Here is a 16,962-nt window from a genome sequence, read left to right as displayed (position 1 = left end):
GCCCCCGCTGCGAGCGGGGTGGCCGGGACCTTGAGGCGCGGTGCGGGGCCGGTCAGTACCAGCCGTTGGACTGCCAGAAGTCCCAGGCGCCGCACGGGCTGCCGTAGCGGTCGTTCATGTAGTCCAGGCCCCACTCGATCTGGGTGGCCGGGTTCGTCTTCCAGTCCGCGCCCGCGGAGGACATCTTGGTGGCGGGCAGGGCCTGGACCAGGCCGTACGCGCCGGACGAGGCATTGCTGGCCTGCGGGTTCCAGCCGCTCTCGTGCTCGACGATCCTGTCGAAGCAGGAGAACTGCGCGGCGTCCGGGATCATCTGCCGGGCGACGGCCTGCGGGCTCGCGGCAGCGGCCTCGGAGACGCCGCCGCCCATGACCACACCCACCGACCCGAGCAGCACGGCGGCGCCGGCGGCGAAGGACTTGGGGCGGGCGACGAGACGGTTGACGACCGGAAACGACACGTGGGGACCTAACGTCGGGTACGGGGGATGTCGCGGGCGGGCCGGTGATGACCGGCGTACCGCTCCCGGCGACTGCTCCAATGAAGCAGGGCCCCCGTCCCGGCGCAATCACCCCTCTTACTAGCAGAACCGGTGGAGCGGGCCCATCGGCCCGCCGTACGGCTTCCGGTATCCGTGCAGGTCACAGACGTGTTGAGGGCCCGCGGGCGCTCCCGTCGGCCTACTAACCGCCGTAGTCGAGGACCAAGGTCCTGTGGGCCCTCTCACCGGTGGATCAGTGCCGCGGCGCCTCGAATGTGACCTGGGCCTCGAAGGCGGCCCGGCGCGTCGCCCGGCGCAGCGCCCTCAGCAGCGTGGCGCCGGTGGTGAGGACCAGCACGACGGTGAGCGCCGCGCGGCCCAGGTCCCACCCGAGGGAGGTGGTAACGCAGTAGGCGAGGAAGCGGACCAGGTTCTCGTGCACCGGATCGCCCGGCCGGAAGGACACGCCGGACGCCATGCCGCCGATGTACGTCCAGCCCTGGAGGTTCATGACGGCCCCGTAGAGGAAGGCCGCGACGAAGCCGTACGCCGCCAGCATCGCCAGCTCCGCCCGGCCGCGCAGGCGCTCCGCGCCCGGCAGCAGGCCCGCGCCCATCGTGAACCAGCCCATGGACAGCATCTGGAACGGCATCCACGGCCCGACCCCGCCGGTGAGCAGCGCGGACGCGAACATCGTCACCGAGCCGAGTACGAAGCCGAAGCCCGGGCCGAGGACACGGCCGCTCAGCACCATCAGGAAGAACATCGGCTCCAGGCCGGCCGTCCCCGCCCCGAGCGGGCGCAGCGCCGCCCCGACGGCGGCCAGTACGCCCAGCATCGCGACGGCCTTCGCGTCGAGTCCGGCGTCCGCGATGGTCGCGACGACCACGGCGACGAGGAGCGGGAGGAGTACCGCGAGCAGCCAGGGGGCGTCCTGGGAGTGGTTCTCGGCGAGCCCCGAGCCGGGGTCGGCGAGCAGCGGCCAGCCGAAGGCGACCACTCCTGTCGCGGTGATGAGGAGCAGCGCGCCGACCGAGCGGGGACCGAGGCGAACGGCGCGTACCGGCTTCGGGGGCCTCATGAGGCCGCCCCGCCCAGTGCGTCGCGCACCTGCGCCACGGTCAGCCACTGCTGCGGGGCGAGGACCTTCGCCACCTGCGGCGCGAAGGCGGGCGAGGACACGACGACCTCGGCCGTCGGGCCGTCCGCGACGACCTCGCCGTCGGCCAGGATCAGCACGCGGTGCGCCAGTTCCGCCGCGAGTTCCACGTCGTGCGTCGCCAGTACGATCGCGTGCCCCCGGGCGGCCAGGTCGCGCAGCAGGCCGGTCAGGCGGGCCTTCGCGGCGTAGTCGAGGCCGCGGGTGGGCTCGTCGAGGAGGAGGAGCGGGGGGCGTCCGGTGAGCACGACCGCCAGGGCCAGGGCGAGGCGCTGGCCCTCGGACAGGTCGCGGGGGTGCGTGCCGTCCTCGATGCCGGGGAGCAGCCCGGCGACCAGGTCCCGGCAGGTGCCCGGCGGTGCGCCCGCGTCGCCGTCGGCCGCCGCGCACTCGGCGGCGACGGTGTCGGCGTACAGCAGATCGCGCGGCTCCTGCGGCACCAGGCCCACCTCGCGGACCATCTCGCGGGGGCTGGTGCGGTGGGGGGTGCGGCCGCCGACGGAGACCGAGCCGGAGGTGGGCTCGATCATGCCGACGAGGGCGGACAGGAGGGTGGACTTGCCCGCGCCGTTGCGCCCCATGAGGGCGACGGTCTCGCCCCGGGAGACGGCGAACGTGACGCGGCGCAGAGCCTCTACGCGGGCGCGGCGGACCCCGAGATTCGTGACGGCCGCCACGATTTCCGTCTCGGTGCCGGTGCCGGTGCCGGTGCCGGTCTCGGCCCTGGCGGCGCGGGCTCCTGCCGGTGCGGCGGGGGCCCGGCGGCCCAGCAGCCGGCCGAGCGCCTCCGCCACCCGCCCCTTGCCGGCTGCGACCGGCCCGACCGGCGCGGATGCTGCCGCCGGCTCATGACCGGTGCCGGCGTCCGTGCCAGTGCCTATGCCGATCCCGGTGTCCGTGTCCGTGCCGGTCCCGGTGTCCGTCCCGGTGTCCGTCCCGGTGTCCGTCCCGGTGTCCGTCCCCGTGTCCGTGCCGGTCCCGGTGCCGGAGCCCGACCCGAGCCCGCCCACCCCTTCCCCCGGCGTCCCCCCGGCAGGGCGCGCCGGGAATCGCTCCGGGTCCTCGGCGGCCAGGCGGGTGCGCAGGGTGGTGGCGCGGCGGCGGGCGTCGCGTACCGAGAGGGGGAGCGGGGACCAGCCCGCGAGGCGGCCGAGCCCCACCACCGGCGGGTACACGGGCGAGGCCGCCATGATGTCGGCGGGCGCACCCGTGCGCGGCGCCTCCCCCCGCCCGGGCAGCAGGACGACCCGGTCCGCGTACTGCACGACCCGCTCCAGGCGGTGTTCGGCCAGCAGCACGGTCGTCCCCAGGTCGTGCACCAGGCGCTGGAGCACCGCGAGGACCTCCTCCGCCGCCGCCGGATCCAGCGCCGAGGTCGGCTCGTCCAGCACCAGGACCCTGGGGTGCGGCGTGAGCACCGAGCCGATCGCCACACGCTGCTGCTGGCCGCCGGAGAGGGTGGCGATGGGCCGGTCGCGCAGCTCGGCGAGGCCGAGCAGGTCCAGGGTCTCCTCGACCCGGCGGCGCATCACGTCCGGCGCGAGGCCGAGGGACTCCATGCCGTACGCCAGCTCGTCCTCCACGGTGTCGGTGACGAAGTGGGCGAGCGGGTCCTGGCCCACCGTGCCGACGACGTCGGCCAGTTCGCGCGGCCTGTGCGTGCGGGTGTCGCGGCCGTCGACCGTCACGCGTCCGTGCAGCGTGCCGCCCGTGAAGTGGGGGACGAGACCGGAGACCGTGCCCAGCAGGGTCGACTTGCCGACTCCTGAAGGACCGACCAGGAGGACCAACTCGCCCTCCGGCACCGTCAGATCCACCCCCCGGAGCACGGGCGAAGCGGCGTCGGCGTAACGCACCGACACGTTCTCGAACCGGATCACTTCGAAGTCGCTTTCCTCGCAGGAGACGTCTGCGGCACCGGAGCCACGAACGCCGGCAGCAGGCCGATCAGCACGGACGCCGCCGGCCACAACGGGAACACGGGCGCGACCTGGGGCACCACCCCGGGATGCAGGGCCGCCGGATCGTACGCGGCGGCCCGGATCATCAGCGCCGCGACGGCGACGCCCGACCCCGCCACCAGCCACGCCCGTACGCCCCACGCGTCCGGCCGGTAGCGGGTACGGACGCTGCGCCGGCCGCCGAGACGCAGCCCCGCCAGCGCGGCGGCCAGCCCCCCGGCCATGGCCGGCAGGCCGTACGCCTCGCCGTCGGCGGTCAGCAGCCCGTACGCCCCGGCGCACACCCCCAGCAGCCCGCCGAGCGTCAGCACGGCCGTGGTGCGCCGGACGGCGGGCGGCACTTCGGCGGTGCGCCCGTAGCCGCGCGCGTCCATCGAAGCGGCCACCGCCACCGAGCGTTCCAGCGCGCCCTCCAGGACCGGCAGCCCGATCTGGACGACGGCCCGCACGCCCCCGGCGGGCCGGCCGCGCAGGCGGCGCGCGGTGCGCAGCCGTGCCACGTCCGCCACCATGTTGGGCGCGAACGTCATCGCCACCACGACGGCGACCCCCGCCTCGTACAGCGCCGCCGGCAGCGACTTGAGCAGCCGGGCCGGATTGGCGAGCGCGTTCGCGGCGCCCACGCAGATCAGGAGCGTGGCCAGCTTCGCCCCGTCGTACAGGGCGAACACCAGTTGCTCGGCCGTCACCCGCCCACCGATCCGCACCCCCTGCGCCCAGTCGGGCAGCGGCACTTCGGGGAGCGTGAGCAGGGTGTGACTGCCCGGGATCGACGAGCCGAAGAACGCCGAGAACACCAGGCGGACGCCGATGACGAACAGACCGAGCTTCACGAAGGCGCCGTACGAACGGGCCCACGGGGCATCCGTCCGCCGCGCCGCCACCACGTACCCCGCCACTGCCACCAGCATCCCGAGGAGCAGCGGATTGGTGGTCCGGGACGCGGCGGCGGCCAGTCCGAGCGCCCACAGCCACCACGCCCCGGCGTGCAGGGCGTTGCTGCGGCTCGCCAGCGGCGCGCGCAGGGTCACGGGGCTCATCCGCGGCGGCGGCGCGCCTGCCACACGCCCGCGACGCCGAGCGTCAGCACGGCGGCGAGGCCCGCGAGCACACCGGCGGAGGGCCCGCCGTCCACGTCGTCACCGGCGGTCCCGGCGGTCGAGGACGCCGGCGCGGGCGCGGACGCGTCGCCGGACGGTTCGGCGTCGCGGTCCTGCACCTGCTCCCCGCAGCCCGTCCTCGGGTAGCCGGAGATGGCGCACAGCAGCGCCGAGCTGTCGTAGCGCAGCGGCTTCGCCACCGAGGCGAGCGCGTCCGCCGCCGTGGCGTCCGTGCCGGTCCGCGCGCACGCGGTGCGCTGCGCGGGCGGCCGTTCGCCGGCCGGGGCGTCGGCCGCCGTGCCGGGGTCGATGACGACGGCGATCCGCTTGGTGCCCTTGCGGGCCGGCGTGCCCTCGCACACGGCGTCGAAGGAGCCGGCGGCGCGGCGCGGCCTGGCCGAGTCCCGCGAGTCCTCGCTCACCGAGAACCGGAAGCCGATCACGTCGCCGTCGGCGGGCCGAGCCATGGCGGGGCCCTGGGTGGCGTACGTCCACTCGCCGCCGTCGTTCTCCCAGAACGACCAGTAGCGGTAGCCGGTGGCCGCCTGCGCGGTCCCCGCGCCCAGCACCGCGCCCGCCAGCGCGAGGAGCGCGGCGCCGAGCACGAGGAGCAGGGCGGCCGGCCGCGTCCGTACCGCCGTCACCGCTGCTGGTTCTTCTTGCGGCCGCTGAACAGGATGCCGACGCCGACGCTCGCGACGAACAGGACGGCGACGATCCACCAGTCGCCGAAGGGGCTGCCGGAGTCGTCCTTCTCGTCCTCGGTCTTCTTCTCGGCCGCTTCCGGGGCCGGCCCGGTCGCGTTGAGCGCCTTCACCAGGTCGGTGCCGCCGAACTTCCTCGGGTCGGCGCCGGTCGCGTGCGCGGCGAGGACGAGCTGCGCGTACGCGGCGGGGCCGTTCTCCTTCGCCCAGGACGCCGAGTTCTTCTCCAGCCACTCCAGGGGCTCGCGGGCCTCCTGGGCCCCGCCCTGCGCGGCCAGCGCGACGACCGCGTCGGCGGTGTTGCCGAAGTCCGGCTGCGGCTCGGTCTTCTTGGCGCCCGGCATGGGGGGCGTGTCCAGGTGGCCCTTTCCGGCGAGTGCGCCGCGAAGGTACGCGGCGCCGTACGCGGCCGCCCGCTCCGGGGCCGGCCTGCCCTTCTCGCACGGGACGGGCGCGCTGCTGGGCCGGTCGCCGGACTGCTCGTCCCTGGCGTTCAGCCCCAGGCCGAGTCCGCCCAGCACGCCCGCAGCCGTCGCGTCGTCGTTGGGCGCGAGTTCGCCCGACTTGTCCGGCTGGTACGCGAACGCGCCGCCGCCCTTCTTCGCGTCGCACGGCACGGAGAAGGCGACCAGGGCGTCGTACGGCGACCTGCCCTGCTGGGACTTCACCCCGGCCGGCTTCTCGCCCGCCGCGGCCAGCGCGCCGATCGCGATCGAGGTGGAGTTGGCGTCGCTCGGGCTGCCGGGGTTGTAGCCCCAGCCGCCGTCCTGGTTCTGCGACGCCTTCAGCCAGCCGACGCCCTTCTTCACGGCGGCGTCCTGCCCGCCGAGCGCGCTCAGCGCCTGCACGGCGGCGGCGGTGGCGTTGCTGTCCATCACCGTCTTGGACGTGCACGGCTCGGCGGCGTCGGCGCGGAAGGACGGGAAGCCGCCGCTGTCGCACTGCTGCCCGACGAGCCAGTTCACGGCCTTCGCGGCGGGCTTCACGCCCACGGCGTCCTGCGCGAGGAAGGCCAGCGACTGCCGCCAGACGCCGTCGTACGTCGGGTCCTTCTCCCCGTAGAGGCCCGAGGGGACCACGGGCGTGGGGGAGGGGGAGGGGGCGGCGACGGCGGTCGTGGCGGTGGCCGCGGACGCGCAGAGTACGGCGGAAGCGGCGAGCACGGCGGCTGCGCTGCGGCGAAGGGTCATGACGGGCGGGGGCCTCTCCTGCTGAGGAGCCGGGCCCGGGCGCGCGCACACCACGCACCAGGCTCCGGCTCCGTATACCTCGACGGTGCCGAGCCAGTAGTCATGCCGGACCGGGCGTTCCGACTGACCGTCGCGGGGACGGATAACGGCTGCGGGTCAGTGCCGGATTCGCACCGGCTTCTCCCAGAACGGCATGATGACGACTCGCACACTCTACCGGCCCGTACGGGACGGCCCCCGGGCGGTCGGGGCGCCGCCCCCGCGCAGCCGCCCCCGCCGTCACACAGCGGCGTACCTGACCGGGTCGCCGCCCGGCAGCGCCTCCGCGTGGCCCAGCTTCACCAGGCGGCGCAGGTGGGCCTCGGCCTCCGACACGGCGATGTTCCTGGACCCGTACGGGATCTCCGCCCAGGGCCGGTTCCATTCCATCCGCTCGGCGAGCTGCCAGGCGGTGAGGGGGGTGGCGAGCAGGGCGCGCAGGCCCGCGAGGCGGTCCTCGTGGTGGGCGAGGAGCTCCGCGACGCGGGCGGGGGCGCCGGTGAACGCGTGCTGGTGGGCCGGGAGCACCTCGGCGGGGGCCAGGCGGGCGACGCGTTCGAGGGAGTCGAGGTAGTCGCCCAGGGGGTCGGTGACCGCCGTGTCGTCGGGGTCCTCGTACAGGCCGATGTGCGGGGTGATGCCGGGGAGCAGGTGGTCGCCGGAGAAGAGGCGGCCGTTGCCGGGGAGGTTCGCCGGGTGCGCCTCCTCCAGGTGCAGACAGACGTGGCCCGGGGTGTGGCCGGGGGTCCAGACGGCCCGCAGGCGGCGGCCGGTGAGGGGGAGGAGGTCGCCGGGGACGATCTCGCGGTCCGGGAGCGCGGCCCGCAGGCCCGGCAGGGTGCTCGCCCGTCCCGAGTCGCGGGCGGCGCGGAGCGGGGCGAGGTGCCCCTCGGGCGCTCCGGCGGCCGTCAGCTTGGCGGTGATGTAGTCGAGCCAGGCGCCGGGCTCCGCGCCGCGGGTCCTGCGGACGACCTCGGTGTCGGCGGCGTGCATGGCGATCCACGCGCCGGACGCCTCGCGCACCTGGCCGGACAGGCCGTGGTGGTCGGGGTGGTGGTGGGTGACGAGCACGCCGTGGATCTCCGCGACGGACGTGCCGAGCGCGGTGAGCCCGGCGGCCAGCGCGTCCCAGGACGCGGGGTCGTCCCAGCCCGTGTCGATCAGCACCGGGCCGTCGTCGGTGTCGAGCAGGTGGACCAGGGTGTGGCCGAGCGGATTGTCCGGGATGGGGACCGCGAGGGACCAGACGCCGCCGCCGTGCTCGGTCACCTGCGTCATGGGGCCCCGATTCCTCGCCGATTACTAGAACTGGTTCCAATGGTCGCCCAAGTCGACTTCCTTGCAAAGGGGCGGGCGGTGACGCCCGTGGACTGTCCGGACTGGAACTGGTATCAGTTCTGATGCGTCGTCAGAATGCTCGGGCGAGCGTCGCCGGGCCGTGAGCCGTGGGAGGCAGACCAGTCATGACCGAGCTTGTGGAGCACCGGAAGCTGTACATCGGCGGCCAGTTGACCGACCCGCTGGGCAGCGAGGTCATCGAAGTCGTCTCGCCGCACACCGAGCAGGTCATCGGCCGCGTGCCGCACGCCTCGCGCGCCGACGTCGACCGCGCGGTGGCGGCGGCGCGCGAGGCGTTCGACCACGGGCCCTGGCCCCGGACGACGCTGGACGAGCGGATCGCCGTCGTCACCCGGATCAAGGACGCGATCGCCGTACGGCACGAGGAGATCGCCCGCAGCATCACCACGCAGAACGGGTCTCCGTACACCGCGAGCGTCATGATGCAGGCGCTGGCCGCCATGATGGTCTGGGACGCCACCATCGCCGTCGCGCGCGACTTCCCGTTCGAGGAGCGGCGGACCGGCGTCCTCGGGCCGATCCTCGTGCGCCGGGAGCCGGCCGGCGTGGTCGCGGCCGTCGTGCCGTGGAACGTCCCGCAGTTCACGGCGGCGGCCAAGCTCGCGCCCGCGCTGCTGGCGGGCTGCACGGCCGTGCTCAAGGTGTCGCCGGAGACGCCCCTCGACGCGTACATCCTGGCCGAGATAGCCACCGAGGCCGGGCTGCCCGAGGGCGTCCTGTCGATCATCCCGGCCGACCGCGAGGTCAGTGAGTACCTCGTCGGGCATCCGGGCGTCGACAAGGTGTCGTTCACCGGCTCGGTCGCGGCCGGGAAGCGCGTGATGGAGGTCGCCGCGCGCAACCTCACCCGGGTGACGCTGGAGCTCGGCGGCAAGTCGGCGGCCGTGATCCTGCCGGACGCCGACCCGGAGACGGCCGTGGCGGGGATCGTCCCCTTCGCCTGGATGCTCAACGGCCAGGCGTGCGTGGCCCAGACCCGCATCCTCACCCCGCGCTCGCGCTACGACGAGTACGCCGAGGCGTTCGCCGCCGCGGCCGGGGCCCTCCGGGTGGGCGACCCGCTCGACCCGGCCACCGAGGTCGGCCCGCTCGTCGCCGAACGCCAGCAGCGGCGCTCCCTGGACTACATCAGGATCGGCCAGGAGGAGGGCGCGAAGGTCCTGGCCGGCGGCGGACGCCCGGCGGGCACGGAACGCGGCTGGTACGTCGAGCCGACACTGTTCGGCGGGGTCGACAACTCGATGCGGATCGCCCGCGAGGAGATCTTCGGCCCGGTCATCTGCCTGCTGCCGTACGACGGCGAGAGCGACGCCGTCCGCATCGCCAACGACTCGGAGTACGGGCTCAGCGGCAGTGTGTGGACCGCCGACACCGAGCACGGCATCGACATCGCGCGGCAGGTCAGGACCGGCACGTACTCCGTCAACACCTTCAGCATCGACATGCTCGGACCCTTCGGCGGCTACAAGAACTCCGGCCTCGGCAGGGAGTTCGGGCCCGAGGGGTTCGGCGAGTACCTGGAGCACAAGATGATCCACCTGCCCGCGGGTCACGGACAGGGGGACGCGTGACGGGGGACCGCTGGCACGTCGAGGTCGACCGGGGCGTGTGCATCGGCTCCGGCACCTGTCTGCACCACGCGCCGGGAGCCTTCGCCCTGGACTCCGCCCGCCAGTCGCGCCCGGCCGGCCCGGACCTCGACGCCAACGAGAAGGTGCTGGCCGCGGCGGAGGGCTGCCCGGTCGAGGCGATCACGATCACGCTGCTCGGGAGCGGGGAGGCGGTCTTCCCGCCCGACGAGTGAACCGCCCACCGCCCCAATCCCGTTCAGCGCTCCACACCCGCCGTCGAACACGTGCGAACGCTTCTTTACCTATGAGTACCGCACACCCATGACGTGACAGGTGTGACTGTTCCCGCCCTGCGGCCCCATGGAAATCTCGGTGTCACCACAGCCGCCGAGGGGGGACGCATGGACAACCGGTACGAGGTCTTCTGCCTCGCCGACAGGCAGTTCTACGAGACCCCGGACCGTCTCTCGGCGGGGCGGCCCGGCGCGTCCTCGCCGGCGCCGCTCTTCGAGGCGGCCCAGCGCGAAGTCCCGCCCGGCTGGCGCAGATTCGTCTCCGGCGACTGGATGCACATCAACCCGGTCGGCGACGACGGCGCGCCGCTGCCGGGCCGGCCGCTCCAGGGCTGGAAGATCCACGTCTCGGCCTGTCTGGACAACGCGGAGAAGACCGCCGCGAAGGTGTGGGACTACTGCGTCCCGCGCGGCCTGCCGTTCAAGTTCGTACCGGGACCGCAGCCGCTGCACCTGCGCAACTCCAAGTACGCCGGGCGCGGCTCCAGCGGCAAGTTCGCGACGCTCTACCCGGCCGACGAGAACGAACTGCACGTCGTGCTCCGGGAGCTCGGCGAACTGCTGGAGGGCGAGCCAGGCCCGTACATCCTCACCGACCTGCGCTGGGGCGACGGCCCGCTGTACGTCCGCTACGGCGGCTTCGCGCACCGGTACTGCGTCGACGCCAAGGGCGCGCTCGTACCGGCGATCGAGAACGCCGGGGGGACCCTCGTCCCGGACCTGCGCGAGCCGTCCTTCCACGTCCCGGACTGGGTGGAGCTGCCCGCGTTCCTCGCACCGCACCTCGCGGCCCGCAACGCCACCACCACCAACGACCTGCCGTACCGCATCGACAGCGCCCTGCACTTCTCGAACGGCGGCGGGGTCTACCTCGGCGAGGACCTGCGCACCGGCGAGAAGGTCGTCCTCAAGGAGGCGCGCCCGTACGCCGGACTCGCGGCCGACCGGGCCGACGCCGTCACCCGCCTGGAGCGGGAGCGGACCGCCCTGGAACGGCTGTCGGGACTCGGCGTCGCCCCCGAGGTCCGCGACTGGTTCCTGCTCGGCGACCACCGCTTCCTGGTGATGGACCACCTGCCGGGCCGCACCCTCAACTCCTTCTTCGCCCAGCGCCACCCGCTGCTGGAACCCGAGCCGGACCCGGCCGCCGTCGCGGACTACTCCCGCTGGGCCCTGCGCATCCACCGCGCGGTCGAGGAGGCGGTCGCCGCCGTGCACGGCCGGGGCGTCGTCTTCAACGACCTGCACATGTTCAACATCATGGTGGACCCGGACGAGGAGTCCGTACGCCTCCTGGACTTCGAGGCCGCCGCCGGCGCCGACGAGAACCACCGGCAGGCCATCGCCCACCCCGGCTTCATCGCGCCCCGCGAGCGCACCGGGTTCGACGTCGACCGCTACGCCCTGGCCTGCCTGCGGCTGGCGCTCTTCCTGCCCATGACCACGCTTCTGGTCGTCGACCGCGACAAGGCGCGCCACCTCGCGGAGGTCGCCGCGCGGCAGTTCCCGGACGTGCCGCGCGCGTTCTTCGACGAGGCGGTCGAGGTGATCCGGGAGACGGACCCGGCCGGCGACGGGCGGCCGTACCTGCCGGTGGAGCCCGCCGACTGGCCGGGCGGCCGGGACTCGGTCGCCGCGGGCATCCGGGCCTCCGCCACGCCCGGCCGCGACGACCGGCTCTTCCCCGGCGACATCGCCCAGTTCTCCGACGGCGGCGGACTCGGCATCGCGCACGGCGCCGCCGGTGTCCTGTACGCGCTCGGCCAGGCCGGCGCCGGACGGTACGAGGAGGGCGAGGAGTGGCTGCTGCGGCAGACCGCCCCGCCGCCGCTCGGCACGCCGCTCGGACTCTACGACGGGCTGACGGGCGTCGCCCACGTCCTCGACGGGCTCGGACACCGCGAGCGGGCCCTGGAACTCGTCCAGCGGGTGCTGGAGGAGAAGTGGCAGCGGCTCGTCCCCGGGCTGTACGGAGGGCTGTCCGGGGTCGGGCTCGTACTCGCCGCACTCTCCCGCACGACCGGGGAGGCGGGCCTCCGCCAGAGCGCCCTCGAAGCCGCGCAGATCCTCGCCGACCGGCTCGGCCCCGGCGGTGCCCCGGGCAAGCGCACCGGACTGCTGCACGGAGCCACCGGCCCCGCCCTGCTCTTCCTGCGCCTGTACGAGGACACGGGCGCCCCGCAGCTCCTCGACCTGGCGGCCGACGCCCTGCGCGCCGATCTCGCGCGCTGCGTCCGCAACAGCGCCGGCACCCTGCTCGTCGACGAGGGGACACGGACCATGCCGTACCTCGGCGCCGGGTCCGCGGGCATCGGCATGGTGCTCGACGACTTCCTCTCCCACCGCGAGGACGAGGAGTTCCAGCAGGCGCGGGAGGGCATCGTACGAGCGGCCCGCTCGCGGTACTACGCCCAGCCCGGACTGTTCAACGGGCGCGCGGGCATGGTCCTCCACCTGTCCAGGACCACCGCCCCGCAGGCGCGGCCCGAGCACCTCGCCGCGCAGCTCGAAGGACTCGGCTGGTACGCCCTGCCGTACGAGGGCCACCTGGCCTTCCCCGGCGACCAGATGATGCGCCTGTCCATGGACCTGGGCACCGGTGGCGCCGGCGTACTCCTCGCACTGGCAGCGGCGCGCGGCACCGGCGCGCACCTGCCCTTCCTCCCGCCGCCGACGCGGCCCCAGAACCGGTACGGCTCCGACCCGGAGACGTACCGCACCAAATAACCCCGTCCCCACGGGAACGGACAACCGAAGGGAACCACCATGGCACTCCTCGACCTCCAGAGCCTGGACACCCCCGAGACCGACGGCGGCGACCAGAGCAGCCTCAGCCTGCTGGCGTGCGACAAGCACAGCTCCAACAGCTTCCTGCTGTGTCTGTGACGTCGTCCCTGTGACGTCCTGTCCGTGACGTCGGGAGACATCTTCGAGACGACGTTCTGACAGGGATGCGGCCCCGGTGGCTCACTGCACCCGGGGCCGCACATCCGTCCGCACCAGGAAGACCGGCGGTGACGCGCAGTGGACCGACAGCCCGATCAACACCGCACGGCCGACCGGCTGTTGCTCGACTCCGTCCGGCACACCGCGGTCCCCGGCGCGGCCGTCCTGGTCCTCAGCACCGCCGGAGCGCTCATCGGCCTGGCGCTGCCCGCCGTACTCGGCCGCACCCTGGACCTGCTCCTCTCCGGACGCCCCGCCGCCCCCTGGCTCGCCGCCTGCGCGGCGCTCACCTGCCTGCTCGTCGTCGTCGACGCGCTCGACGGGGTACTGACGGGAACCACCAACGCCCGCTCCACCGCCTGGTTCCGCCGACGCCTGCTGCGGCACGTCCTGGCGGCCGGGCCGCGCACCACCGACCACACACCGCCCGGTGACGTCGTCGCCCGCCTGGTCGGCAACGCGGCCCACGCCGGCGCGGCCCCCGCCGCGCTGGCGGGCACCGTGGCCGCCGTCGTGACACCCGTCGGCGGACTCGTCGCCCTCGCGGTCGTCGACCTGTGGACGGCCGGGGCGTTCCTCGTCGGTGTGCCGGTGCTCGCCCTGCTGCTGAAAGCCTTCGTCCGCGCGTCGGGCGACAGCGTCGCGCGCTACCAGGAGAGCCAGGGCGAGATCGCCGCCCGCCTCGTGGAGGCGGTGGGCGGCGCCCGTACGATCGCCGCCGCCGGCACCGCCCGGCGCGAACAGGCCCGCGTCCTGGAACCGCTGGCCGCCCTCAGCGCCCAGGGCTACCGCATGTGGCGGGTCCAGGGGCGCTCCACGGCCCAGGCCGCCGTGACCGTGCCGCTGCTCCAGATCGCCGTCCTGGCGGTGGCCGGAGCCCGCCTCGCCGCCGGCGAGCTGTCGATCGGCGGGCTGCTCGCCGCCGCGCGGTACGCCGCGCTCGCCACCGGAATCGGCGTGCTGGTCGGCCGCCTGAACGGCCTGGTACGCAGCCGGGGCGCGGCCCGCCGCCTCGCCGGGCTGCTCGCCGTGCCGGCCACCCCCCACGGCGAGGCGCGCCTGCCGGCCGGCGACGGGACGCTGGAGCTGCGCGGCGTCACGGTGGTCCGCGGCGACCGTACGATCCTCGCCGGCCTCGACCTCACCGTCCCCGGCGGCACCTCGCTGGCCCTCGTCGGGCGCTCCGGCTCCGGCAAGTCCACCGTGGCCGCGGTCGCGGGCCGCCTCGCCGACCCCGACCGGGGGACGGTCACGCTCGACGGCGTACCGCTGCCCGAACTGCCCCGCGAGGTGCTGCGCCGCGCCGTCGGCCAGGCGTTCGAGCGGCCCGCTCTCCTCGGCGGCACGATCGGCGGCACGATCGCCTTCGGCGTGGACGAACCGGACGCGGCGGCCGTGCGGGAGGCGGCCCGCGCCGCCTGCGCGGACGACTTCGTACGCCGTCTCCCCGACGGCTACGACACCCCGTGCGCCGAGGCGCCGCTCTCCGGCGGCGAGGTGCAGCGCCTCGGGCTGGCGCGGGCGTTCGCGCATCCCGGGCGGCTGCTGATCCTCGACGACGCGACCTCCAGCCTCGACACGGTCACCGAACTGCGGGTCGGCGAGGCCCTGACCCGTGAGGCCGGCGTCCGCACCCGCCTGATCATCGCGCACCGGGCCGCCACGGCGGCCCGCGCCGACCGGGTCGCCTGGCTCCACGAGGGCCGGGTCCGCGCGGTCGGGCCGCACGCCCGGCTCTGGCGCGAACACGGCGACTACCGCGCGGTGTTCGCGCAGGCGCACGCCGAGGAAGGATCGGACCGGCCGCCCCATGACGACTGACCCGTACCCCCGCGCACCCCGGCTGCGCACCCGTGGCCTGCGCTTCCTGAACCGGCGGCGGCCCGTGCTGGCCCGGCTCGCCGCCTGGTCCCTGCTGGAGGCCGTGCAGACGTTCCTCTTCGGCCACGCCCTCGCCCGCGCCCTCGACGACGGCTTCCTGGCCGGCGGCACGCGCGCCGGGCTCGGCTGGCTGGCGGTCGCGGCGGTCGCCGTGGCCGCCGGGGCGTACGGCACCGGGCGCGTCTTCCGGGCCGTGTCCGAGCTGGTGGAGCCGCTGCGGGACGGCCTCGTGCGCCGGGTCGTCGACCGCGCGCTGGCCCGTGCCGACCACGGGGCGGTGTCCCGCCTCACCCACCAGGTGGAGATCGCGCGCGACACCTTCGCCGGTCTCGTCATGGTCGCCCGGTCGTTCGTCTTCACGGCGGCCGGGGCGCTGGCCGGACTCGCCTCGCTGGCGCCCGCCCTGCTGCTCGTCGTGGTGCCGCCGCTGGTGCTGGGACTCGGCCTGTTCCTCGTCACGCTGCGCCCGACGGCCCGCCGCCAGGAGACGTTCCTCGTCGCCGACGAGGCGGTCGCCGACGTACTGGACGCGACCGCCGGCGGGCTGCGCGACATCACCGCCGCGGGCGCGGAGTGCCGCACGGCCGCCGCGGCCGACGCCCGGTTCGACGCCGAGTTCCGCGCCGCCCGCACCCTCGCCCGGTGGGGAGTGCTGCGGGTGCTGGCGGTGGCGGTGGCCGGCCGGGCGCCGGTGGTCCTGCTGCTCGTCACCGCCCCCTGGCTGCTGCGGCGCGGGGTGACGCCCGGCGACCTGGTGGGGGCGCTCACGTACCTCATGTACGCCCTGCTCCCGGCGCTCCAGAGCCTGATGCAGGCGCTCGGCACGGCGGGCTCCCGCCTGACGGTGGTGCTGCGCCGCCTGACGGAGGGCGACGGCGGGCCGGCGCACGACCCGGCCCCCCGGCCGCCGGTCAGGGCGGTGGCGGCGGTGGCGGGCGGCCGGGAGCCGCCGGCGGTGGAGCTGCGGGGGGTCACCTTCGCCTACGGGCCGCACGCCGAGCCGGTGTTCCGGGGGCTCGATCTCGCCGTACCGGCCGGCGGCAGTCTCGCCGTCGTCGGGCCCAGCGGCATCGGCAAGTCCACCCTGACCGCCCTGGCCGCCGGGCTGCTGGCGCCGGACAGCGGCGAGGTCCTACTCTGCGGCGAGTCGGTGCGCGAGGCCGCGCACCGGCGGACCCTGGTGCCGCAGGAGGCGTACGTCTTCTCGGGCGCCCTGCGGGACAACCTCACCTACCTGTGCCCCGACCCGCCGCCCGACTCCGCCGTGCTCGCCGCCGCCCGGGCCGTCGGGGCGTACGAACTCCTCCTGCGGCTCGGCGGACTCGACGCCGACGTGGTGCCGGGGCGGCTGTCGGCGGGCGAGCGGCAGCTCGTCGCGCTCGCCCGCTCCCACCTGGCCCCCGTGCCGGTCGTCCTGCTCGACGAGGCGACCTGCCACCTCGATCCCGCCGCCGAGGCCCGCGCGGAGCGCGCCTTCGCCGAGCGGCCCGGCACCACCCTGATCGTCGTCGCCCACCGGATGAGCTCGGCCCGGCGCGCCGACCGGATCCTGGTGATGGACGGTACGCGCGCCGTCTGCGGCACCCACGAGGAGCTGCTCCGGCGCTCCGCGCTCTACCGCGACCTGGCCGGCGGCTGGTCAGAGCCAGCCGGCTCCCTGGGAGATGCGGATGGCGTCCACGCGGTTGCGGGCCCCGGTCTTGCGGGTGATCGCGGCCATGTAGTTGCGCACCGTCCCGTTGGTCAGGTGCAGGCTGTGGGCGATCTCGGTGACGTCCGCGCCCTCGGCGGCGAGTGACAGCACGCTCAGCTCACGTGTGGTGAGGGGGCTGTGCGCGGCCTCCAGGAACTCGCAGGCGAGCAGGTCGTCGACGAAGCGCCCGCCCGTCGCGACCCGCCGTATCCCCTCCAGCAGCCGCTCGGCGGGGGCGTTCTTGCTGACGTACCCGTGGGCGTCGGCCTCGTGCGCCCGGCGCAGGAGGCCGGGTTTGCCGGACGGGGCGAGGACGAGCAGCGAGCAGTCGGGGTACGCGCCGCGCGGGCCCGCGACCTCCGCCGCGGCGGCCAGGGCCGGTGACCCGGCCCCCTCCGTGTCGGCCACGCACACCTGCGGGGGTAACGACCGGGCGCGGCCCAGCGCTCCCGCCGACGCGCTGGCGGATATCTCGATATCGGGCTCCTTTTCGAGCAGTGCGGCCAGCCCGGACCGCATAAGACTGATGTCGTGCACGAGAAGAACTCGGATCACGCCGCTCACTGCCTGCTCCCCCTGGGGTTA

General features: G+C 75.0%; 13 protein-coding genes and 1 pseudogene. 6 read left to right on the top strand and 8 right to left on the bottom strand.

From position 1 onward, the window contains the following. Positions 1-52 precede the first annotated feature (52 nt). The 7 genes from ACWGH0_RS19255 to ACWGH0_RS19225 form a co-directional block, all read right to left on the bottom strand. Complete coding sequence (locus ACWGH0_RS19255; RefSeq protein WP_453405363.1) at positions 53-460, bottom strand: aggregation-promoting factor C-terminal-like domain-containing protein; 408 nt, start codon at positions 458-460, stop codon at positions 53-55. A gap of 274 nt (positions 461-734) precedes the next feature. Then, positions 735-1,562: an ECF transporter S component gene (locus ACWGH0_RS19250; protein WP_453405362.1), complete on the bottom strand. Its 828-nt coding sequence runs from the start codon at positions 1,560-1,562 to the stop codon at positions 735-737. Next, entirely contained in the window at positions 1,559-3,520 is a 1,962-nt protein-coding gene (locus ACWGH0_RS19245) for an ABC transporter ATP-binding protein (RefSeq protein ID WP_453405361.1), read from the bottom strand. Before ACWGH0_RS19245 ends, ACWGH0_RS19250 begins: the two co-directional genes overlap by 4 nt. Beyond that, entirely contained in the window at positions 3,517-4,641 is a 1,125-nt protein-coding gene (locus tag ACWGH0_RS19240) for an energy-coupling factor transporter transmembrane protein EcfT (RefSeq protein WP_453405360.1), read from the bottom strand. Before ACWGH0_RS19240 ends, ACWGH0_RS19245 begins: the two co-directional genes overlap by 4 nt. Further along, positions 4,638-5,345, bottom strand: a complete 708-nt coding sequence (locus ACWGH0_RS19235) for an SCO2322 family protein (RefSeq protein ID WP_453405359.1) — start codon at positions 5,343-5,345, stop codon at positions 4,638-4,640. Before ACWGH0_RS19235 ends, ACWGH0_RS19240 begins: the two co-directional genes overlap by 4 nt. Then, positions 5,342-6,595, bottom strand: coding sequence for a prenyltransferase/squalene oxidase repeat-containing protein (locus ACWGH0_RS19230; RefSeq protein ID WP_453405358.1), 1,254 nt, complete (start codon positions 6,593-6,595; stop codon positions 5,342-5,344). Before ACWGH0_RS19230 ends, ACWGH0_RS19235 begins: the two co-directional genes overlap by 4 nt. A gap of 279 nt (positions 6,596-6,874) precedes the next feature. Further along, positions 6,875-7,912 (bottom strand): MBL fold metallo-hydrolase, encoded by a 1,038-nt coding sequence (locus ACWGH0_RS19225; protein ID WP_453405357.1) that lies wholly within the window; start codon positions 7,910-7,912, stop codon positions 6,875-6,877. A 185-nt stretch (positions 7,913-8,097) separates the two neighbouring features. Between ACWGH0_RS19225 and ACWGH0_RS19220 the strand changes: the two genes are divergently transcribed. The 6 genes from ACWGH0_RS19220 (at position 8,098) to ACWGH0_RS19195 (ending at position 16,482) form a co-directional block, all read left to right on the top strand. After that, complete coding sequence (locus ACWGH0_RS19220) at positions 8,098-9,564, top strand: aldehyde dehydrogenase (RefSeq protein WP_453405356.1); 1,467 nt, start codon at positions 8,098-8,100, stop codon at positions 9,562-9,564. Further along, positions 9,561-9,797, top strand: coding sequence for a ferredoxin (locus tag ACWGH0_RS19215; RefSeq protein WP_453405355.1), 237 nt, complete (start codon positions 9,561-9,563; stop codon positions 9,795-9,797). Before ACWGH0_RS19220 ends, ACWGH0_RS19215 begins: the two co-directional genes overlap by 4 nt. Before the next feature lie 168 nt (positions 9,798-9,965). Further along, positions 9,966-12,584 carry a class III lanthionine synthetase LanKC gene (gene lanKC / locus ACWGH0_RS19210; RefSeq protein ID WP_453405354.1) on the top strand — a complete coding sequence of 873 codons (2,619 nt, stop codon included), beginning with the start codon at positions 9,966-9,968 and terminating at the stop codon, positions 12,582-12,584. Positions 12,585-12,623: 39 nt separating this feature from the next. Beyond that, positions 12,624-12,743, top strand: a complete 120-nt coding sequence (locus tag ACWGH0_RS19205; protein WP_107357889.1) for a SapB/AmfS family lanthipeptide — start codon at positions 12,624-12,626, stop codon at positions 12,741-12,743. Positions 12,744-12,881: 138 nt separating this feature from the next. Next, complete coding sequence (locus ACWGH0_RS19200) at positions 12,882-14,624, top strand: ABC transporter ATP-binding protein (RefSeq protein WP_453405353.1); 1,743 nt, start codon at positions 12,882-12,884, stop codon at positions 14,622-14,624. Next, entirely contained in the window at positions 14,614-16,482 is a 1,869-nt protein-coding gene (locus ACWGH0_RS19195) for an ATP-binding cassette domain-containing protein (protein ID WP_453405352.1), read from the top strand. Before ACWGH0_RS19200 ends, ACWGH0_RS19195 begins: the two co-directional genes overlap by 11 nt. Here the strand turns inward: ACWGH0_RS19195 and ACWGH0_RS19190 are convergent. Continuing rightward, a pseudogene (locus ACWGH0_RS19190) lies at positions 16,408-16,896 on the bottom strand (LuxR C-terminal-related transcriptional regulator); the annotation flags it as partial. The gene ACWGH0_RS19195 and the pseudogene ACWGH0_RS19190 sit on opposite strands and share 75 nt — an antisense overlap. Positions 16,897-16,962 lie beyond the last annotated feature (66 nt).

It is taken from the genome of Streptomyces sp. NPDC054887, assembly GCF_053610585.1.
Note: the sequence above shows the minus strand (reverse complement) of the source record. Positions and strands in the feature narration are given on the sequence as shown.